The following is an 18,956-nucleotide window of genomic DNA, read 5'->3' as shown; positions in this document are numbered from 1 at the left end:
CGCGCCCAGGAGAACCGCGTAGGGTCGGGCAGGTGAATCCGTCCTCCGGGCGACTGGCCTCCCTCGACGGAGTCCGTGGCGTCGCCAGCGTCGTCGTGGTGCTCTACCACGTGTCGTTGCTCGCACGACCCTTCGCGACGGGCCGGATCTCGGAGCCCGCCTGGGACATCGCGACCGAGACACCGCTGAAGCTGCTCTTCGCCGGCACCGAGGCGGTGCAGGTGTTCTTCGTCTTGAGTGGTCTCGTCGTCGCGCTCCCGCTGTTGCGAGGCGGCGCGAGCTGGCCGGGGTTCTTCGCCGCCCGATTCGTGCGGCTCTACCTCCCCGTGTGGGGATCGCTGCTGTTCGCGGCCGCGCTCATCCTGCTCATCCCGAGGGATCCCGCCTCGGTGACCACCGGCGAGTGGATCGCGAACGCGAACGCGACGAGTGTCGACCCGCTGCACCTCCTGACGGAGGCCACCCTGACACCGGCGAGTTACACCCTGGTGAACACCCTGTGGTCGCTGCGCTGGGAGCTGATCTTCACACTCCTCCTCCCGATCGCCGTCTTGCTCGCTCGGTTGCTGCGCCGCTGGGCGTGGCCGGTCGCTGCGCTGATGTCCGTGATCATGGTGCTCGGACGGGTCGCGGGACTGGACGCCGCCGTGTACCTGCCGGCATTCTTCATCGGGACGCTGATCGCCGTCCGGCTCGACGACCTCCGCGCCTGGTCCGCGGATCGGTCCCGCCCGCTGCAGTGGGCGATGCTGACGGCCGGCTCCGCACTCCTGCTCGTCGCGAGCTGGCTCTCCCGACCGTTCGTCGAGTCCTCCTCGACCCTCGGTCAGGCGCTCTGGGGTCTGTCGGGCGTGGGAGCGGCCGGCCTCATCGTCGTCGCCATCGGGAGCCCGTTCGCCCGGCGGCTCCTCGAGACCCCGCCCGTCCTCTGGCTCGGGAAGGTGTCGTTCAGCCTGTACCTCGTGCACGCTCCGATCCTGGCCACGCTCGCCTTCATGTTCGGCGACGAGCGATGGTGGCTGGTCGGCATCGTGGGCGTGCCACTCAGCCTGCTGATCGCCGCCGGGTTCTTCCAGCTCGTCGAGCGTCCGTCCCATGGCCTGGCGCGCCGCGTCGGCCGAGGGGTGCAGACGGGGGTCGCGGCGGTGCGCTCCCGGATGCTCAGCCGACGCGAGGGACGAGCGCGTTCCGCTTCTTCCGACGAGCGGCCGCGTGCAACTCCTGAGCCCACCGACGGGTGACGGCTTCGTCGTCGTACTGCTCCGCGGTCGTTCTGGCGTTGCGACGCATTGCGTCGACCTCGGCTTCAGGAAGGGCGAGCAGCCGCTCGATGGCGGCCGACACGACGGCCGGTTCCGCGGAGGGCACGAGGAACCCGTTCCAACCGTCGCGGACGATGTCGGCCGGCCCGTACGGCACGTCGACCACGATGGGAAGACACCCGGCTGCCATCGCCTCGATGAGCACGAGCGGGAAGCCCTCCGAGGTCGAGGTCATCACGAGGAACGAACCCGAGCCGAGCTGCTGCCGGGCGGAGCGGTCGTAGCCGTGGAGGACGACGCGGTGATCCGGGTCTTCGGCGAGGAGGAGCGACTGCAGTTCGTCGAGCAGCTCGCCGCCGCCGTAGACGTCGAGCGTCGGGGGAGGCCCGTCCGTGGACGTGGCGGCGAGGACCGCGCGGATCGCGTGCGCCGGCCGCTTGCGAGCCGTGAGCGAGCCGAGGAACATCCCGCGGCTGCGAGGCCGAGGCGCGCGTGCGACCTCCGGGGCGACGAGTTCGCGCGAGTTCGGGATGACACTGAGCGAGGCGTGCTCGCCGAGCATGGTCGTCACGTCCGCGAGCTGTCGATCGCTGAGGAGCGCGACGAGGTCGAAGTCGTCGAGCGCCTCGAACACCGCTCGCCGCGACTCCCGCAGCCGGCCGTGTGGCCGTTCCGTGCCCTGGAGGTGCGAGGCGTGCACGACGTGCGCGGTGACGACGTTGCGTTTCCGGTAGCTCAGGACGAACGGGGCGATGGTCTTGCTGTCGACGATCATCCAGGCCGGTGCGCCCGCGGTGAGCGCGTCGAACCAGGCGCGGTACAGGGACCAGATGCGTCCCCAGGACCGGATGGGGCTACCCTGCTCGTCGCAGAGGACGACCGAGCGGCCGCCCTTCACGCCCCGTTCACGCGTGTCGCGGCGGTCGGACAGGAGCAGGGTGCCGTCGGCTCGGTACACGTCCACCTGCAGGATCTGACCCGCGTCGTCGTGTCGCTCGCGGCTGAGGACGGCGTCACCGCGGCGTCGTTCCGTGCCGACGTCGTCGAGGGGGAGCGGGGTGAACCCGTGGCGGGCCAGGTCGAGGGAACCACCCGGCAGCGGGTTGTCACGCAGCCAGTCCCAGAGGTTGACGACCCGGAGGCCGTCGATCAGGTCTCCGCGCGCACGCAGCCGCGACTCCAACTCCGGGTAGTCCGGTCGATGGTCGAACGTGATGACGTCGACCGGGGTGTCCGCCAGTCGGATGAACGCGCGGGAGCGCTGGAGCATCGCCTCGGTCATGCCGCCGAAGTCGTCTGACAGGCCCCAGGTCACCGCGAAGTGGCGACCATCCGGGAACGGCTTCTGGGGGCGGCGCAGGAAGGGAAGTCTCACCCTCCGACGGTACGCGATGGACCTGGAGGGATGCCGCATCCTGGGCGGCTCGGTCGGGACCGACCCGGAACCCGCCTCAGGCGGTCAGGGGCGCTGCTCGGTCCCGTCGCCGACGGCCGCATCGCCGCCTGACTCGATGGCCAGGTGCTTCCGGCGTCGGAACACCTGGTCGCGGATCTTCCCGAGGCCGGACTGGCCGGAGACGGCCCGCATCCGCGGCTCGAGATCGAGCGGGACGACGAACGGCGCCGGTCCGAACGCCTGGCGAGCGGCACGGACGACCTGTCGGCCCAGCATGTGGTTGCCGATACCGCCGACGGCCGCTCCGACGCCGAAGGGGAGGGCCTTGCCGATGACGCCGGCGCTGCCGCTCGCCGCGAAGTGCTTCACGAAGCGCACCCGCAGCTGGTCGGCGACGGGACCCACGATCATCGACGGCAGACCCTGGGTGATCGTCTGGCCCCAGAACGCCTGCCGCGGGACTCCCTTGCCGGCCGCCTGGGATCCGAAGTTGCGCAGGAGGTCGGTTCCGGCCTTGCCGAGCATCATGGTCATGACGAGCGCGCGGGATCGCATCGGATCCGCCAGGGCGATGCCGTGGACCTCGGTGACCGACTGGGCGAACAGGGCGGTCGCCTCGAGGAACCCCGCCGTCTCGACACCGGAGAGCGCAAGTGTCGTCGCCGTCCCGATCGCCGGGACCACAGCGGTCGCGCCGACCGCGGCTCCCGTCGTCGTCACCGTCGTGAGGTACCGGCGCTCCAGGACGCGGATGAGCTGGTCGGCCGTCGCGTTCGGATACATCCGCCGGATCGACCGGATGTGCGCCACGACCACCGGTCGCTGGACCCAGAGCAACCGGTCCAGCGCCCGCACCCATCCCGGCTCGGGCAGCAGGGGCTGCTGTGCTGCGGTGGTGGGGAACTGGGCGGGACCCGGAACGGGTCCCTGCTGCGGTCCGGTCATGACGACCTCCTCGTGGGCGGGGCGGCCAGTCTACGTCGACCCACTGCGGGTCGACTGACGCTTGCTGGCGGACCTCAGCTGTTGTAGTCGGCGTTGTAGCGGTCGAGCACGTCGTCGATCGGGGCGTCGAGCACGAGCGAACCCTTGTCGAGGTAGAGGCCCCTCGTGCAGAACCGCCTGAGGTCCTTCTCGTTGTGCGAGACGAAGAACAGGGTCCGCCCGCCCTCGAGGAGTTCCTCGATGCGCCGGTAACACTTCTCGCGGAACGCCCGGTCGCCGACGGCGAGGACCTCGTCGACGAGGATGATCGGCTCTTCGAGCTGCGCGATCACCGCGAAGGCGATGCGCACCTTCATCCCGCTCGAGAGGTGCTTGTACGGGGTGTCGATGAAGTCCGCGATCTCGGCGAACGCGATGATGTCGTCGAACCGTCCGTCGATCTCGCGGCGCGACATGCCGTGGAGGCCGGCCGTCAGGTACACGTTGTCGCGGACCGTCAGGTCGTTGACGAAGCCGCCGGTGATCTCGATGAGCGGCGCGACGCCCTCGCGTACACCGACGGTGCCCTCGTCGGGCAGGACGACACCGGCGACGAGCTTGAGCAGCGTCGACTTGCCCTGACCGTTCCGACCGACGACGCCGATCGCCTCGCCGGGGGCGACATCGAAGGAGACGTGGCGCAGGGGCCAGAACTCGCCCGGCTTCGAGCGACGGTCGCGACCGGCGAAGAGGTCCTTGAAACTCCGCCGACCGCCACGGTTGCGCCGGAACCGGATACCTGCGTCGGCGACCGAGATCGCCGGCCGACCTGCGGTCGAGTTGCCTGTGGGCATCAGATCTCCTTCAGCACGGAGCGCTCGCAGCGCTTGAAGACGAGGAGACCGACCGCGAGGATGACGGTCGACATGGCGGCGGACACGCCCACGAGGTGCCAGTTGAGTTCCTGTGGGAAGAACGCGGAACGGTACAGCGCGAAGATGCCGCTGAGCGGGTTGAACGCCGCGAAGGGCTCGATCTTGTCGGGCAGTGCCGTCGTGCTGTAGATGATCGGCGTCGCGTAGAACATGAAGCGCAGGACGAGCTTGACGGCTCGCTCGAGATCGCGGAAGAACACGACGAGCGGAGCGACGATCAGGCAGAGCCCGATGGTCAGGACGGCTTGGATGACGATGGCGAGCGGGAACAGCACGATGTCGAGGTTCACCTGGGCACCGCTGAAGATCGCGAACGCCGCGAGGACCGGAAGCGCCGCGAGGAACTCGATGCCCTTCGACAGCACGATCCGATTCACCCAGATGGTCCGGGGGATCGTCGTCGAACGCACGAGCTTCGCCTCGCGCAGGAAGGCGCGAGTGCTGTCGGACACCGATCCGGTGAACCACATCCACGGCAGCAGGGCGGCGAGGAGGAACACGATGTACGGTTCCTCGCCGACGTCGCGCCGGAACACCTGCGTGAAGACGAACCAGTAGATCCCGCTCATGACGAGGGGGTCGAGGATGGACCACACGTAGCCGAGCGCGCTCGTCGAGTAGCGCACACGCAGGTCTCGGACGGTCAGGATCCAGAGCGCGTGGCGATACCTCGCCGAACGCGACATCCTTGGCCGCGTTTCAGCAGAAGAACTCACGTGACCAACCTTATCGAGGCGACGCAGGAACGCCGCCCGCGACGCTCAGCGTCGGGACGGCGTTCGTGTGTGATGTGGACGGGGCCCTCAGACGAAGAGGTTCGCGCGCTCGAGGTCCTCGGCGAAGTCGACCTCGACCGCGTAGAGGTCGGAGATGTCGACCGGCTCGACGAGCATGCCTTCGCGCTCGATGGCGAGCTCGATGCCGCGCTCGAAGTAGTCCTGGTCGCCGACCTTGGTCAGGTAGCGGTGCAGCATCGTCTTGTCCTGCGAGGAGATGTAGTTGATGCCCACGGCCTCGCCCAGCCCGCCGACGACGGTCTTCGAGAGCTCCTTGATGTAGCCCTCGGCGCTCGTCGTGTACTTGACCTCTTCGTCGGACACCTTGGAGGTGTTGACGGTCACGAAGGAACGGTCCTTGGCGATCATCGCGGCAGCGCGATCGAGGACAGCGGGGTCGAAGACGACGTCGCCGTTCATCCAGAGCACGCCGCCGGCCTGAGACGCCGCGAGGGCGCGCATGAGGCTCTTCGAGGTGTTGGTCTGGTCGTACTGCTCGTTGTAGACGAAGGAGGCGTCGGGGAAGGCCTCGATGATGTGCTCGAGCTTGTAGCCGACGACGATCGTCACCTTGGCGCTCGCTCCGAACGCGTGGTGGATGTTGTCGAACTGCTGCTGCATGATGGTGCGGCCGTCGCTGAGCTCGGTCAGGGGCTTGGGAAGCGAGCGGCCGAGACGGCTGCCCATCCCTGCGGCAAGGATCACTACCTGGGTGGTCACGTTGTTCTCCTCAGTGTGGGTATGGAATCACGCGGTGCCACGATGCTGTGGACGATTCACCGAGGATTAACCAAGACGTGCATTGAAAGACACTCCGTCATGCCAAAATACAGGCTAGCCGCGGTGAACTCCGTCTGTCAGGGGTTCCCAGGGTCCGTTGTCGTTTTGTGATCGACCACCCGGCGTTTACACAGCTTGGGGGAGATGTGTCAACCGTTCATCCTGAGACTCCGCTGTCCGCTGCGGCCGCCGCTGTTGGTAGGTTTGCTTGGTGACTTCCACGACTCCGCCAGATCCCGCTCAGCAGCCCGCGCCTGCCGACGGCACGTCGACGAGTCCGGGCACGCCGAACCCCGCCGACGCCGCTGGTGCACCTGCGCCGACGACCGCTTCCGACGATCAGGGCGCTGCGACGCCGACGGCACCGAAGCGCGCACCCCGCTCGACGACGCCTCGTGCTTCCGGAACGGCGAAGGCCCCGGCGAAGCGGCCGAGCACGCCCCGCACCCGCACCACGTCGGCGAGCGAGACCGCGGGCGAGTCCGGGGACGCGACCACATCGGCGCCCAAGACGACCACGGCACGCTCGACGACCGCTCGGACCTCGGCGGCGAAGACCACGGCCACCAAGTCGACGACGGCGCGCACCACCGCCGCGAAGCGCACGCCCGCGAAGTCGGCTGCTGCAGCCGGTGGTGCGGAGGGCACTGAGTCTGCCGAGACGACCACCGCCCCGAAGACGCCCAGGTCGACGACGACGCGCCCCGCAGCCGCGAAGCCGGCGACCAAGGCCGCAGGCGCCAAGACGACCACCGCCCGGACCTCGACGACGAAGTCCACGACGGCGCGGACGCCGGCCAAGCGCACACCGGCGCGCACCAGCGCCGCGAAGCAGACCGAACAGACGGCAGCCGCGGTCGCCGGCGTCCTCGACGAGGTCAGCGCTCCGGGATCGGTCGACCGGGCGACGACGTCGGCCCCGTCCGAGCAGCCGTCCCCCGAGGTCGCCGACCGGATCGTCGTCGACGAGCCTCGGCCCGACGACACGCAGACCGCGACCCCGGCGAGCGCTTCATCCACCGCCGAGCAGGCTGCGGACGACACGGCTCCGCAGACGACGCCGGCACCGTCGGAGTCCGTGTCGGTGGCGCCTCCGCAGGAGGAGGTCGTCGCTCCGGCGGCAGCCCCCAAGCGTCCTGTCGGTCGTCCCGCGGCGACCCCGCCGTCCGCCGCCACCTCGTCGCCTGCGGCGACGATGGCGCAGCGCACCGAGGCCGCCGACGACGGTGCACATCCCGTCGTCCTGTCGATCTCGGGACTCGTCAAGCAGTTCGGCGACACGGTCGCGGTCGACGGCGTCGACCTCGAGGTCCGCCGTGGCTCGTTCTACGGCATCGTCGGGCCCAATGGCGCCGGCAAGACCACCACGCTGTCCATGGTCACGGGTCTCCTCCGTCCCGACGCAGGGTCGATCACCGTCCAGGGTGTCGACGTCTGGCAGGATCCCGCCGAGGCCAAGCGGGCGATCGGTGTCCTGCCCGACCGGCTGCGGCTCTTCGACCGCCTGACCGGCAGCCAGCTCCTGTACTACTCCGGTGTCCTGCGGGGGCTCGACCCCGCGACCGTCAAGTCGCGGACCGCCGATCTGGCTCGTGCCTTCGGTCTCGACGACGCGCTCGGTCGTCTCGTCTCCGACTACTCGGCGGGCATGACGAAGAAGATCGCGCTGGCAGCCGCACTCATCCACTCGCCGCGTCTCCTCATCCTCGACGAGCCGTTCGAGTCGGTCGACCCGGTCTCCGCGGCGAACGTCATCGAGATCCTCCAGCGGTACGTCGCCAACGGCGGAACCGTCGTGCTCTCGAGCCACGGCATGGACTTCATTCAGCGCGTGTGCGATCACGTGGCCATCATCGTGCAGGGCAAGGTGCTGGCCGCCGGGTCCGTCGACGAGGTGCGCGGAACGGGCACGCTCGAGGAGCGGTTCGTCGAGCTCGCCGGGGGCCGCAAGTCGGCAGAGGGAATGGAATGGTTGCACAGCTTCTCCGACTGAAACTGCAGCTGACGCTCAACGCGTTCCGCCGCAGCCCCTGGCGACTGGTCGGGCTCGTCCTCGCGATCGCGGTGGGCGTGTGGATCGTCGTGCTCGCGAGCACCGGTCTCGTCGCGCTGCGCGGTGGCGATCCGGAGGTCACCCGCAACCTGCTCGTGCTGGCCGGATCGGCGGTCGTCCTGGGGTTCATCATCCTTCCGCTCGTCTTCGGTGTCGACGATCAGCTGGATCCTCGGGCGTTCTCGCTCTTCGGGCTGCCCAACCGCACCCTGTCGGCCGGCTTGCTCGTGACAGCGCTCGTGTCGGTGCCGTCGCTCGTCCTCGCCGTCCTTGCGGCCTCTTCGGTGGTCACCTGGTCGCGGTCGCCGCTGCCCGCCGTCCTCGCCGTGGTCTCCGCGGTTCTCGGCGTGCTGCTCTGCGCGCTCCTGGCCCGGATCGCCACCTCGATCTCCGCGAGCCTCCTCTCGACGCGTCGCGCCAAGGAGGTCATGGGTGTCCTCGGGCTGGTGCTCATCATCGCCGTGGCCCCGGCGATCATCGCCCTCACCACCGTGGACTGGCAGCGCGACGGATTCGCCGTCCTCGGCCGGGTCGCTGACATCCTCAGTTGGACCCCGCTCGGCGCCGTCTGGTCGTTCCCCGGTGATGCCGCACTCGGCGGCATCGCGCCGGCGATCGTCAAGCTGCTGCTCACCGCGGCCACCATCGCCCTGCTCTGGTTCGCCTGGCAGGCGTTCGTCGCCCGACTGCTCGTGACGCCGGAACGCCTCGGGACGGGCCGCGACAGCACCGGCCTGGGCTGGTTCGACCTGCTCCCCGGTTCCCCGTCCGGAGCCATCGCCGCTCGGAGCATGACCTACTGGCTGCGCGACCCGCGGTACCTCGTCTCCCTCGTGATCATCCCGATCGCGCCCTTCATCTTCTTCGTGCCCATGCTCGTCGCCGGCATCCCGATGAACGTCCTCGCCCTCGTCCCACTCCCGGTCGTGTGCTGGTTCCTCGGCTGGCTCCTGCACAACGACCTCGCCTTCGATTCGACCGCGGTCTGGTTGCACGTCGCCTCGGGGGTCCGCGGACGATCGGATCGGATCGGCCGGCTCTTCCCGGTGCTCCTCATCGGCATCCCGCTCATCGCGGTCGGGTCGACGCTGAGTATCCTGTTCTACGGCGACTGGGACGCCCTGCCGTCGATGATCGGCGTGAGCACGTGCCTGTTGTTCAGCGGTGCCGGTATCGCGAGCTTTGTGTCCGCGCGGTTCCCATACCCGACGTCGCTTCCCGGCGACAGCCCGTTCCAGCAGCCGCAGGTTCCGGGCAGCAGCGGTATGTCCGCGCAGTTCCTGAGCCTGCTCGGTACGGTGCTCCTCACGATTCCCGCCGGCTGGCTGGCCGTGCTCGGGCTCACCGGCGAGCCGAACTGGAACTTCGGGGCTCTCGCGGTCGGTGCGGGCACGGGCATCTTGGTCCTCGTGATCGGGATCTTCGCCGGCGGTCGCGTCTTCGACCGTCGCAGCCCCGAGATCGTCGGCTTCGCCAGCTCGCACTGACCCGACGTCGGCGGCGGCGAACGGATCGGCCCGCAGGAGACCCGGGTGCCGTCCGGCGGTACCATGGAGCCATGGCGCAGCATGACAGCACGAAGCAGCAGATGAGCACGATCGATCCCGGTGGCACGCCCGACGGTGGGAGCACGGCGATCATGGATCGTGAGCTCGAGGAGCTGATCGAGAGCGAGAACATCGAGCCCGGCGATCACGAGCGCTTCTCGCACTACGTCAAGAAGGAGAAGATCCTCGAATCGGCGTTGAGCGGCAAGCCGGTGAAGGCGCTCTGCGGCAAGAAGTGGACGCCGGGTCGCGACCCCGAGAAGTTCCCGATCTGCCCGGCCTGCAAGGAGATCTACGAGAAGCTCCTCCGCGACTGACGTTGGAGCGCGCCGCGGCCGACGCTGAGACGCGTCGCCGCGGTCAGCCTTCGAGGTAGACGGTCGGGAGCACGGGGTCGCCGCGGGCGAGGCTGACGGCCCGGGGTGGCAGTTCCGCCACCGCCTGCGCCCGGTGTTCCCTCGCCCGGCGCGTCCCCGCGGCGCCGAGGTACTGCTCGTCCACGAGTCCGCCTTCGACGAGCTGGACCATCAAGGGGCGTTCCGAGGCGGCGTCGGCCGCACCCTCGTGTTCGCCCGCAGGACCGTCGCCGAGGTAGATGCGCTCCTCGCGGGCGACCCCGTGCCGGTCGTAGGCGCGCGCAGCCGTCTTGCGGCCGCCGACGGTCGCCTTCTCGGCCGACTTCTTCGCGACGCTGATCCAGTCGCCCTGGTCGTCGCGGTGCGCCACGAGCTTGTAGACCATGCCCATGGCGGGGGAGCCGGAGCCGGTGACCACGGAGGTGCCGACGCCGTAGGAGTCGACCGGGGACGCGGCCAGGGCAGCGACAGCGTGCTCGTCGAGATCGTTGGTGACCGTGATGCGTGTCGACGTGGCGCCGAGCTCGTCGAGGAGGCGGCGGACCTGGTCGACGACGATCGGCAGATCGCCGGAGTCGATGCGCACGGCTCCGAGTTCCGGGCCGGCGAGGCGGACGCCGAGTCGCACGGCCTCCTCGATGTCGTAGGTGTCGACGAGCAGCGTGGTCCCGGCGCCCATCGTGTCGATCTGGGCTCGGAAGGCGTCCTCCTCGGAGTCGTGCAGGAGCGTGAAGGAGTGCGCGGCCGTCCCCATCGTCGGGATGCCCCAGCTGCGTCCGGCCTCGAGGTTCGAGGTTGCGCTGAAGCCGGCGATGTACGCGGCCCGGGCCGCTGCGATGGCCGACCGCTCGCCCGTCCGACGGGAGCCCATCTCGGCCAGGGGGCGGCTGCCCGCCGCTGAGGTCATGCGCGCGGCGGCCGTGGCGACGGCGCTGTCGTAGTTGAACACGCTGAGCGCCAGGGTCTCGAGGATAACGGCTTCGGCGAACGTGCCCTCCACGACCAGGATCGGCGAACCGGGGAAGAAGGCCTCTCCCTCGCGGTAGCCCCAGATCGATCCCGAGAAGCGGTAGTCGGCGAGCCAGTCGAGCGCTGTCGTGCTGACGACGCCCTCCTCGCGCAGCCACTCGAGTTCCGATTCACCGAAGCGGAAGTGCTTGAGCAGTTCGAGGAATCGGCCCGTGCCGGCCACGACGCCGTAGCGGCGGCCACCGGAGAGGCGTCTGGCGAACAGCTCGAACAGACACTCCCGATCCGCGGTGCCGCGGTGGAGGGCTGCGTCCAGCATCGTGAGTTCGTATCGGTCGGTGAGGAGAGCTGAGGACTCGTGCACCCGTTCAGCCTAGCCGCGAGCGTGCTCGGAACGTGGTGATCGGTCGGTCAGCGACGTCCATCGGCAGGGACGGTAGGCTGGGTCATCGTGAACGACGCACCCATCGGCATCTTCGACTCCGGCGTCGGCGGACTCACGGTGGCGAGAGCGGTCAGCGACCAGCTCCCCGCCGAGTCCGTGATCTACATCGGCGACACGGCCCACTCGCCCTACGGCCCGAAGCCCATCGCCGACGTGCGGCGCTACTCGCTCGAGGTCCTCGACTCGCTCGTCGACCAGGGCGTGAAGATGCTGGTGATCGCCTGCAACACCGCATCGGCAGCCATGCTCCGCGATGCCCGCGAACGCTACTCGGTCCCCGTGGTCGAGGTGATCCAGCCCGCTGTGCGGACCGCGGTCCGGAGCACGAGGAACGGGCGCATCGGCGTCATCGGGACCGAGGGTACGATCAACTCGCGGGCGTATCAGGACCTCTTCGAGGTCAATCCCGAGCTGACGGTGTTCGGCCAGGCCTGCCCTCGCTTCGTGGAGTTCGTGGAGGCCGGCGTCACGACCGGCCCCGACCTCCTCGAGGCCGCGGAGGAATACCTCGCCCCGCTCCGGCACGCCGGCGTCGACACCGTCGTCCTCGGATGCACCCACTACCCCTTCCTCAAGGGCGCGATCAGCTACGTGATGGGTCCGCAGGTGTCGCTCGTCTCGAGTGACACCGAGACCGCGAACGACGTCTACCGCGTGCTCGTCACCCGTGACCTGCTGCGCGACAGCTGCGAACCGGCCACCCACCGGTACGAGGCGACCGGGAGCAGTGCCGACGACTTCATCGCCCTCGCCAACCGTCTGATGGGCCGGGAGATCTCCACCGTCTCGCTCGTCCAGACCGGCGTCATCGACCTTCCATCCCACCAGTTCGAGGAGCACATCCATGAGTGACATCGCGCGCGCCGACGGCCGCACCAACGACCAGCTGCGTCCCATCACGATCGAGCGCGGCTGGAGCGAGCAGGCCGAGGGTTCGGCACTCATCAGCTTCGGCCGGACGAAGGTGCTCTGCACGGCCTCGTTCACCAACGGCGTGCCGCGCTGGCTGAACGGCAAGGGTCGAGGCTGGGTGACCGCGGAGTACGCGATGCTGCCCCGGTCCACCAACGAGCGGATGGACCGTGAAGCGGTCAAGGGCAAGATCGGCGGTCGTACCCACGAGATCTCCCGACTCATCGGTCGGAGCCTCCGCGCCGTGATCGACACCAAGGCCCTCGGCGAGAACACGATCGTCATCGACTGCGACGTCCTGCAGGCGGACGGTGGCACACGCACAGCGGCGATCACCGGCGCCTACGTCGCCCTCGCCGATGCGATCGAGTGGGCGCGCGGCAAGAAGTTCATCTCGCAGAAGGCGTCTCCCCTCACCGACAGCGTCTCGGCCGTCTCGGTCGGCATCATCGACGGCGTGCCCATGCTCGACCTCGCCTATGTCGAGGACGTGCGAGCCGAGACCGACATGAACGTCGTCGTCACCGGCGGCGGATCGTTCGTCGAAGTGCAGGGGACGGCCGAAGGCGCCCCGTTCGACCGCCGCGAACTCGACTCCCTGCTCGACCTCGCCGTCGGTGGCGCTGCGTCGCTCAAGGCCATCCAGTTCGAGGCCCTCGGACGCTGATGAGCGTCGAGATCGTCCTCGCGACGCACAACCAGCACAAGGTCGAGGAGTTCCAGCGGCTCGTCAGCCGCGACGTCCCCGGGGTCACGGTCCTCGCCTACGACGGCCCGGAGCCCGTCGAGGACGGCACGACCTTCAGCGAGAACGCGTTGATCAAGGCGCGGGTCGCCGCCGCCCACACCGGCTCCATCGCGCTCGCCGACGACTCCGGTATCGGCGTCGAGATCCTGGGTGGATCGCCGGGGATCTTCTCGGCGCGCTGGGCCGGCTCTCAGCACGACTCGACCGCGAACCTCGCCCTCCTCCTCGATCAGCTGCGGGACGTGCACGAGGAGCATCGTGCCGCCTGGTTCGCCTGCCACCTCGCCCTCGTGGTGCCGCCGGGGATCGATGGGACGGAGCCGTTCGAGCACGTCGCCGTCGGCACCTGGCGCGGAGCCCTCGCGACGGAGCCGAGCGGGACGAACGGCTTCGGGTACGACCCGGCGTTCATCCCGGACGGCGAGCGTCGGACGGCGGCGGAGCTGTCACCGGCTGAGAAGAACGAGCTGAGCCACCGCGCACTCGCCTTCCGGGCGCTCGTCCCGGTGCTGCAGCGGCTCGTGCCCGAGGGGCCCGCGTCGACCGCCAGCTGAGCATGATACTCAGGACCATTCCTATCTCGGCATGAACCCTTCCGCGGGCGCTGGGAAGCTCCTACGGTTGATGCATCATGGGTCACGATCACGCACACGCCGGCACCGCCAACCGCAGGAGACTCGCGGTGGCGATCGCCATCATCGCGACCGTCCTCGTGGTCGAACTCGTCGGCGCCTGGGTGAGTGGTTCGCTGTCCCTCCTCGCCGACGCCGGGCACATGCTGTCCGACCTCACCGGGCTGATCATCGCGCTCGTCGCCACGATCGTCGCCGCCCGACCTGCCACCGACCGGCAGACCTTCGGGTATCAGCGCGCGGAGGTGTTCGGCGCGCTCATCAACGCGCTCATCCTGATCGCCGTCGCGGTGTCGGTCCTCATCGAGGGGGTGTCCCGCCTCCTCGAGCCGGCGGACGCGGAGGTCAAGAGCCTTCCGATGTTGATCGTCGCCGTCATCGGTCTCGTGGCGAACCTCGCCGCCCTCCAGGTGCTGCGCGGCGGCCGTGACACGTCGATCAACATGCGCGGTGCGTACCTCGAGGTCCTCGGCGACCTCCTCGGTTCGATCGCCGTGATCATCGCCGCGGTGGTCATCATGGTGACGGGTTTCGCTCAGGCCGACGCCATCGCGTCGCTCGCGATCGCCGCGATGATCGTGCCGCGGGCGTGGTCGTTGCTCCGCGACGTTGTCCACGTCCTCAGCGAGTCCGCACCGTCCGACACGGACGTGCAGGAGATCAGGGACCACCTGCTCGGCACCGACGGTGTCGTCGCCGTCCACGACGTCCACGTCTGGCAGATCACGTCCGGACAGCCGGTCTTCTCAGCACACGTCGTCGTCGAGCAGGAGGTGTTCGCCGATGGTGGCACGGGGGAGCTGCTCGACCGTCTCGGTTCGTGCCTCCACGACCACTTCGACGTCGAGCACTCGACGTTCCAGCTGGAACCCGAGGAACACGCCTCGCACGAGGAGTCGCACCACCGCTGACGCGCGGGCGGTCCGGCTGTCGCGACCGCTCGTGCGAGCGTCGCCACCGGTGATCAGACCGTGTCGTTCCCGCGGTCGCGCTTGAAGACGTCCTGGTCGGCGAGCTTCGAAGCCGCGGCCCGACGCTCCTCCTCGGTGATGGTGCCCTGCAGCGCCTTCGCCTTCCGGCTCGACTGGATGTAGTGCCAGGTGGTCGGGATGAGCGTGAGGACGACGGCTCCGATGAGGATGACGTCGATGTAGTTCTGCACGAAGGTGGCGACCGGGGGGATGTACCCGAGCAGGTAGCCGAAGAAGGTGAGTCCGGCGCCCCAGATGAGCGCGCCGATGAGGTTGTAGAGCGAGTACTTCTTGTAGTTCATGTGGCCGATGCCGGCCGCGACCGGGGCGAAGGTCCGGACGATCGGGACGAAGCGCGCCAGGATGACCGCGAGGGCGCCGAAGCGCTCGAAGAAGGCGTTGGTCCGCTCGACGTTCTTGATGCTGAAGAGGCCGGACTCCTTGCGTTCGAACACCTTCGGCCCGAGCTTGTGCCCGATGAGGTATCCGACCTCGCCGCCGAGGAACGCCGAGAACCCGATCGCGAGGCAGACCCACCAGATGTCGATCTCGATGACGCGGGCGGAGCCGAACGCGAGGAGGCCGGTGATGACGAGCAGGGTGTCGCCGGGGAGCAGGAATCCGACGAGGAGGCCGGTCTCGGCGAAGACGATCGCGCAGACCACGACGAGGGCCCAGGGACCGACGGCCGTGATGATGCCCTCCGGGTCGAGCCAGGGGATGAGGGCGGTGTGGACCATGCGGAGCTCCTGCTGTCGGGGGAGGGATGGAACGGCGTACGACGATGTCGCGTGCGGGAGAAGGGACTTGAACCCTCACGCTCGAAAGCACAGGAACCTAAATCCTGCGTGTCTGCCAATTCCACCACTCCCGCGGCCCGCTCAGTCTACGGGAGCGAGGTCGGGAACGTCCTGAGCTTCGGGGATGAGCCGCGGCCAGCGGAGCCCGGGTCGGCCCGTGTATGCTCGGCTCCATGCGAACGACGTGTGCAACGAGCTGGTGGCCCGCCTCCTAGGCGGACCGCGCACGTGCACACACGACGACTCGACCGCCTGACAGGGCGGTCGTTCTCGTTCGGAGGCCCTGTCGGATCGGTCCCAGCCTGAGGACACCACCATGACCACCCTGCTCCACCGCGTGCTGCACGCCGGCCCCGACTTCCCGTTCGCGGTGCTCCGCCGACACGGCAGCGACACCGTCGACCTCTACACGGGCGAGGTCGTCGACGTCGAGTCGCTCGCCGACATCCCGCTCGAATCCGCCGGCGACGACCACCAGCCCGAGGTCCTCACCCTCGTGCCCTACCGCCAGGTGCGCGAGCGCGGTTTCGCGGCGATGGACGACGGTGCCCCGCTGCGCTGCCTCGTGGTGAGCGAGCGCGAGACGGTGACGCTCGCCGAGCTGCTCGACCGACTCCCCGCCGACGCGGTCCCGCTGGTCGACGGCGGGTTCGACGTGTCCGACGAGGACTACGCGTCGATCGTGCGCCGCGTGATCGAGGACGAGATCGGACGCGGCGAGGGAGCCAACTTCGTCATCCGCCGCGAGTTCACCGCGACGACCGAGGTGCCGGCCGAGCGCGCCGTCCTCGCGTGGTTGCGCGCGCTCCTGTCGGGGGAGACCGGCGCCTACTGGACCTTCGCCGTGCACACGCCGGGCGTCTCGATGGCCGGTGCGACGCCCGAGCGCCACGTCGCGGTCGCCCGCGACGCGTCGACCGGTGAACGCACCGTCACCATGAACCCCATCAGCGGCACCTTCCGCCACCCGCGCTCCGGCGCGACCGGCGACGACTTCCGCGCGTTCCTCGGCGACGTCAAGGAGACGGAAGAGCTCTTCATGGTCGTCGACGAGGAGATGAAGATGATGAGCCGGGTGTGTGCCTCCGGTGGACGCATCCTCGGCCCCTACGTCAAGCAGATGTCGCGCCTCACCCACACCGAGTACCTGCTCGCCGGGACGAGCGAACTCGACGTCCGCGAGGTCCTGCGGTTGACGATGTTCGCGCCGACCGTCACCGGCTCGCCCATGCAGAACGCGTGTTCGGTCATCGCCCGCCATGAGCGGAACGCGCGCGGCTACTACTCCGGCGTGCTCGCGCTGTTCACCCCGGTGGGCGACGGCGACTACGAACTCGACGCACCGATCCTCATCCGTACCGCCTACATCGACGACGCCGGCCTCGTCCGCGTGCCCGCCGGTGCGACGCTCGTCCGCCACTCGGATCCCGAGTCGGAGGTGGCCGAGACGGCGGCGAAGGCGGCCGGCGTGTTGACCGCGCTCGGCGTCATGGCACCCGCCCAGCTCGGTCCGACCGTCGACCTCGCGGCGGAACCCGGAGTACAGGACGCGCTCCGAGCGCGGAACGAGCGGTTGGCGTCCTTCTGGTTGCAGCCGCAGCACCCGGCGCCCGTCGGTTCATTGTCGGGCCGTACCGCGGTCATCGTCGACGCGGAGGACGAGTTCACCGCGATGCTCGCCCACCAGCTGCGCCACTTCGGGATGACCGTCAGCGTGGAGCACTGGTCGGCGGTGACCGACGCGCTCGTGGACGTCGACCTCCTCGTCGCCGGTCCGGGGCCGGGCGATCCGCTCGACCTCGCCGAGCCGCGGGTCCGCCGGATGCACGAGATCGTGTCAGCGCGTCTCGCCGCCGGAGCGCCGCTGCTCGCCGTCTGCCTGAGCCATCAGGTGCTGGCGATCCAGCTCGGGCTGCCGATCGAACGCCTCGACGCGCCGCGACAGGGGCTGCAGCTCGACCTCGACCTCTTCGGTGAGCAGTCGCTGATCGGGTTCTACAACACCTTCACCGCACGGCTGGCGGGTGAGGCTCCGGTCGGCGGGGTCGAGATCGCTGCCGATGCTGCGTCCGGCGACGTCTTCGCGATGCGTGGTCGCGGGTTCGCATCGGTCCAGGGGCACCTCGAGTCGGTGCTGTCGCGCGACGGACTCCGAACCCTCGGGTCGCTCGCGGGCCACGCGCTCGCGGGTGTCGCATCAGGGCGATCGGCTGCTGCCGTCGGCTCCTGAACGTCATGCACCGCCTGGACAGTCGGTGATGCCGACTGCCCAGGTGGCGAACCGTGCGTGGCTGCTCGTCAGGCGTCCGCCTGGTCGAGCGTCGTGAACGGCGTGACGTCGGCGAGCTGCGGTCCGAGACCGATGTCGATGAGGCGGACGTCTCCGGCATAGGCCGAGCCTGGCGGGATGAGGAGCCCGGCCTTCACCGCGCCGAAGGTGACCGTGACCTCCGCCGGCAGGACAGCACCCTCGGGGACGCTTCCCTCGTCGGGGTCGATGCCGCTCGGGACGTCCACGGCGACGACGGTCGGTCCGCCGGCGCTCTGCACGACCGGGAGGACCGCCTCGACGATCGCCTTCGGCGCACCGCGCAGCGTGGGGTTCCGGCTGGCGCCGATCCCGAAGACGGCGTCGACGACGAGCGCGGCGCCCTTGGCTTCGTCGGCGGTGTCGTCCGGCTCGGCGGGGGAGTTCATGAGGAAGCGGACGCCCGCCTCGACGGCGGCCGCGTAGCCCGCCTCGTGGGCGTGGTCGCCCGTCCTGGCCACCACGAGGTCGAGCGGGACGTCGCCCGGCCCGGTCGTGCCGGCGAGTTCCGCCGCGGCGAAGAGGGCGTCACCGCCGTTGTCGCCCGAGCCGACGAGCAGCAGGATCTTCCAGACGTCGGGTGCGTCACCGTCGGCGCCCTCCGCGCGTTCGGCGAGGACTGCCCGCAGCTCCTCGGCGAGGCCGTGGGCGGCTCGCTCCATGAGCGGTTCCCCCGCGTCCAACAGTGGGGCCTCTGCGGCTCGGACCTGGTCTGCGGTGTAGCCGTTGATCATGGCGCCCACTCTTCCGGCTCGGGTCGACCGCCGCAAGCGGTTGCGGCGCGGCACCAGCTCCGGAATCACCTCTGGATCCTGGCGTGCGCCGGGGCTACCATGCCTGCATGTGCCGAAACATCCACACCCTTCACAATTTCGAACCGGCGGCGACCGACGACGAGGTCGAGGCCGCGGCGCTCCAGTACGTGCGGAAGATCAGCGGGTCGACGAAGCCGTCCCAGGCGAACGCTGAGGCCTTCGACCGGGCGGTCGCGGAGATCGCCCACATCACCCGCCATCTGCTCGAAGACCTCGTGACGACCGCCCCGCCGAAGGACCGCGAGGTCGAGGCGCAGAAGGCGAAGGAGCGTTCGGCGAAGCGGTTCGCGACGGTCTGAGCGTCTGAGTGCGAGAGCCGCGTCACAA

At 69.3% G+C, this 18,956-nt stretch carries 18 protein-coding genes and 1 tRNA gene; 10 read left to right on the top strand and 9 right to left on the bottom strand.

Annotated features, from left to right (window positions below; all coding sequences use genetic code 11):
• Positions 1–32: 32 nt before the first annotated feature.
• Positions 33–1,241: an acyltransferase gene (locus ITJ62_RS10260; protein WP_194601662.1), complete on the top strand. Its 1,209-nt coding sequence runs from the start codon at positions 33–35 to the stop codon at positions 1,239–1,241.
• Here the strand turns inward: ITJ62_RS10260 and ITJ62_RS19330 are convergent.
• From ITJ62_RS19330 to ITJ62_RS10235, 5 genes are all read right to left on the bottom strand, one after another.
• The gene (locus ITJ62_RS19330) at positions 1,162–2,637 is read right to left on the bottom strand and encodes a glycosyltransferase (RefSeq protein WP_194601659.1); all 1,476 of its coding nucleotides are present in this window, start codon (positions 2,635–2,637) and stop codon (positions 1,162–1,164) included. The genes ITJ62_RS10260 and ITJ62_RS19330 overlap by 80 nt on opposite strands.
• An 84-nt stretch (positions 2,638–2,721) precedes the next feature.
• Positions 2,722–3,603 carry a hypothetical protein gene (locus ITJ62_RS10250; RefSeq protein ID WP_194601656.1) on the bottom strand — a complete coding sequence of 294 codons (882 nt, stop codon included), beginning with the start codon at positions 3,601–3,603 and terminating at the stop codon, positions 2,722–2,724.
• A 74-nt stretch (positions 3,604–3,677) separates the two neighbouring features.
• Complete coding sequence (locus tag ITJ62_RS10245) at positions 3,678–4,436, bottom strand: ABC transporter ATP-binding protein (RefSeq protein ID WP_194601653.1); 759 nt, start codon at positions 4,434–4,436, stop codon at positions 3,678–3,680.
• Positions 4,436–5,203, bottom strand: coding sequence for an ABC transporter permease (locus ITJ62_RS10240; RefSeq protein ID WP_194601649.1), 768 nt, complete (start codon positions 5,201–5,203; stop codon positions 4,436–4,438). The genes ITJ62_RS10245 and ITJ62_RS10240 overlap by 1 nt, the downstream gene beginning before the upstream one ends.
• A gap of 117 nt (positions 5,204–5,320) precedes the next feature.
• The gene (locus ITJ62_RS10235; RefSeq protein ID WP_064296200.1) at positions 5,321–6,013 is read right to left on the bottom strand and encodes an NTP transferase domain-containing protein; all 693 of its coding nucleotides are present in this window, start codon (positions 6,011–6,013) and stop codon (positions 5,321–5,323) included.
• Between the two features lie 271 nt (positions 6,014–6,284).
• On the opposite strand from ITJ62_RS10235, the gene ITJ62_RS19325 reads away from it, so the two are divergent.
• The 3 genes from ITJ62_RS19325 (at position 6,285) to ITJ62_RS10220 (ending at position 9,990) form a co-directional block, all read left to right on the top strand.
• Entirely contained in the window at positions 6,285–8,066 is a 1,782-nt protein-coding gene (locus ITJ62_RS19325) for an ATP-binding cassette domain-containing protein (RefSeq protein WP_370581890.1), read from the top strand.
• A complete protein-coding gene (locus ITJ62_RS10225; RefSeq protein ID WP_137241934.1) occupies positions 8,042–9,613 on the top strand; it encodes a hypothetical protein in 1,572 nt (523 codons plus the stop codon). Before ITJ62_RS19325 ends, ITJ62_RS10225 begins: the two co-directional genes overlap by 25 nt.
• A 101-nt stretch (positions 9,614–9,714) precedes the next feature.
• A complete protein-coding gene (locus ITJ62_RS10220; protein WP_064296346.1) occupies positions 9,715–9,990 on the top strand; it encodes a DUF3039 domain-containing protein in 276 nt (91 codons plus the stop codon).
• A 43-nt stretch (positions 9,991–10,033) separates the two neighbouring features.
• Here ITJ62_RS10220 and ITJ62_RS10215 read toward each other — a convergent pair whose 3' ends face one another.
• The gene (locus tag ITJ62_RS10215; RefSeq protein WP_370581889.1) at positions 10,034–11,317 is read right to left on the bottom strand and encodes a nicotinate phosphoribosyltransferase; all 1,284 of its coding nucleotides are present in this window, start codon (positions 11,315–11,317) and stop codon (positions 10,034–10,036) included.
• Between the two features lie 132 nt (positions 11,318–11,449).
• Between ITJ62_RS10215 and murI the strand changes: the two genes are divergently transcribed.
• The 4 genes from murI (at position 11,450) to ITJ62_RS10195 (ending at position 14,646) form a co-directional block, all read left to right on the top strand.
• On the top strand, positions 11,450–12,295 hold the full coding sequence (murI, locus tag ITJ62_RS10210) for a glutamate racemase (RefSeq protein WP_194601643.1): 846 nt from the start codon (positions 11,450–11,452) through the stop codon (positions 12,293–12,295).
• Entirely contained in the window at positions 12,288–13,022 is a 735-nt protein-coding gene (rph, locus tag ITJ62_RS10205) for a ribonuclease PH (protein ID WP_064296204.1), read from the top strand. Before murI ends, rph begins: the two co-directional genes overlap by 8 nt.
• Positions 13,022–13,657: an RdgB/HAM1 family non-canonical purine NTP pyrophosphatase gene (gene rdgB, locus ITJ62_RS10200; protein WP_194601640.1), complete on the top strand. Its 636-nt coding sequence runs from the start codon at positions 13,022–13,024 to the stop codon at positions 13,655–13,657. The genes rph and rdgB overlap by 1 nt, the downstream gene beginning before the upstream one ends.
• A 77-nt stretch (positions 13,658–13,734) precedes the next feature.
• Positions 13,735–14,646: a cation diffusion facilitator family transporter gene (locus tag ITJ62_RS10195; RefSeq protein ID WP_194601638.1), complete on the top strand. Its 912-nt coding sequence runs from the start codon at positions 13,735–13,737 to the stop codon at positions 14,644–14,646.
• 53 nt (positions 14,647–14,699) lie between these two features.
• On the opposite strand, the gene ITJ62_RS10190 is transcribed toward ITJ62_RS10195, so the two are convergent.
• Entirely contained in the window at positions 14,700–15,446 is a 747-nt protein-coding gene (locus ITJ62_RS10190) for a DedA family protein (RefSeq protein WP_064296207.1), read from the bottom strand.
• A 52-nt stretch (positions 15,447–15,498) separates the two neighbouring features.
• Positions 15,499–15,580: transfer RNA gene (locus ITJ62_RS10185), tRNA-Leu, on the bottom strand.
• 242 nt (positions 15,581–15,822) lie between these two features.
• Between ITJ62_RS10185 and ITJ62_RS10180 the strand changes: the two genes are divergently transcribed.
• Entirely contained in the window at positions 15,823–17,736 is a 1,914-nt protein-coding gene (locus ITJ62_RS10180; protein ID WP_194601635.1) for an anthranilate synthase family protein, read from the top strand.
• A gap of 68 nt (positions 17,737–17,804) precedes the next feature.
• On the opposite strand, the gene ITJ62_RS10175 is transcribed toward ITJ62_RS10180, so the two are convergent.
• Positions 17,805–18,548 (bottom strand): NAD(P)H-hydrate epimerase, encoded by a 744-nt coding sequence (locus tag ITJ62_RS10175; RefSeq protein ID WP_194601613.1) that lies wholly within the window; start codon positions 18,546–18,548, stop codon positions 17,805–17,807.
• Between the two features lie 107 nt (positions 18,549–18,655).
• On the opposite strand from ITJ62_RS10175, the gene ITJ62_RS10170 reads away from it, so the two are divergent.
• Positions 18,656–18,928, top strand: a complete 273-nt coding sequence (locus tag ITJ62_RS10170) for a DUF2277 domain-containing protein (protein ID WP_159878298.1) — start codon at positions 18,656–18,658, stop codon at positions 18,926–18,928.
• The last annotated feature ends 28 nt before the right edge of the window (positions 18,929–18,956 follow it).

The organism is Plantibacter sp. VKM Ac-2876 (genome assembly GCF_015350715.1).
Lineage (GTDB): Bacteria > Actinomycetota > Actinomycetes > Actinomycetales > Microbacteriaceae > Plantibacter > Plantibacter auratus.
Note: the sequence above shows the minus strand (reverse complement) of the source record. Positions and strands in the feature narration are given on the sequence as shown.

Excerpts from the sequence above, each read along its gene's own strand:
- ITJ62_RS10240 (WP_194601649.1), bottom strand. The coding sequence starts at position 5,203 with ATGTCGCGTTCGGCGAGGTATCGCCACGCGCTCTGGATCCTGACCGTC.
- rdgB (WP_194601640.1), top strand. The coding sequence starts at position 13,022 with ATGAGCGTCGAGATCGTCCTCGCGACGCACAACCAGCACAAGGTCGAG.
- ITJ62_RS10225 (WP_137241934.1), top strand. The coding sequence starts at position 8,042 with ATGGTTGCACAGCTTCTCCGACTGAAACTGCAGCTGACGCTCAACGCG.
- ITJ62_RS10170 (WP_159878298.1), top strand. The coding sequence starts at position 18,656 with ATGTGCCGAAACATCCACACCCTTCACAATTTCGAACCGGCGGCGACC.
- ITJ62_RS10215 (WP_370581889.1), bottom strand. The coding sequence starts at position 11,317 with ATGCTGGACGCAGCCCTCCACCGCGGCACCGCGGATCGGGAGTGTCTG.
- ITJ62_RS10250 (WP_194601656.1), bottom strand. The coding sequence starts at position 3,603 with ATGACCGGACCGCAGCAGGGACCCGTTCCGGGTCCCGCCCAGTTCCCC.
- ITJ62_RS10190 (WP_064296207.1), bottom strand. The coding sequence starts at position 15,446 with ATGGTCCACACCGCCCTCATCCCCTGGCTCGACCCGGAGGGCATCATC.
- ITJ62_RS10245 (WP_194601653.1), bottom strand. The coding sequence starts at position 4,436 with ATGCCCACAGGCAACTCGACCGCAGGTCGGCCGGCGATCTCGGTCGCC.
- ITJ62_RS10195 (WP_194601638.1), top strand. The coding sequence starts at position 13,735 with ATGGGTCACGATCACGCACACGCCGGCACCGCCAACCGCAGGAGACTC.
- ITJ62_RS10175 (WP_194601613.1), bottom strand. The coding sequence starts at position 18,548 with ATGATCAACGGCTACACCGCAGACCAGGTCCGAGCCGCAGAGGCCCCA.
- ITJ62_RS10180 (WP_194601635.1), top strand. The coding sequence starts at position 15,823 with ATGACCACCCTGCTCCACCGCGTGCTGCACGCCGGCCCCGACTTCCCG.
- rph (WP_064296204.1), top strand. The coding sequence starts at position 12,288 with ATGAGTGACATCGCGCGCGCCGACGGCCGCACCAACGACCAGCTGCGT.
- ITJ62_RS10220 (WP_064296346.1), top strand. The coding sequence starts at position 9,715 with ATGAGCACGATCGATCCCGGTGGCACGCCCGACGGTGGGAGCACGGCG.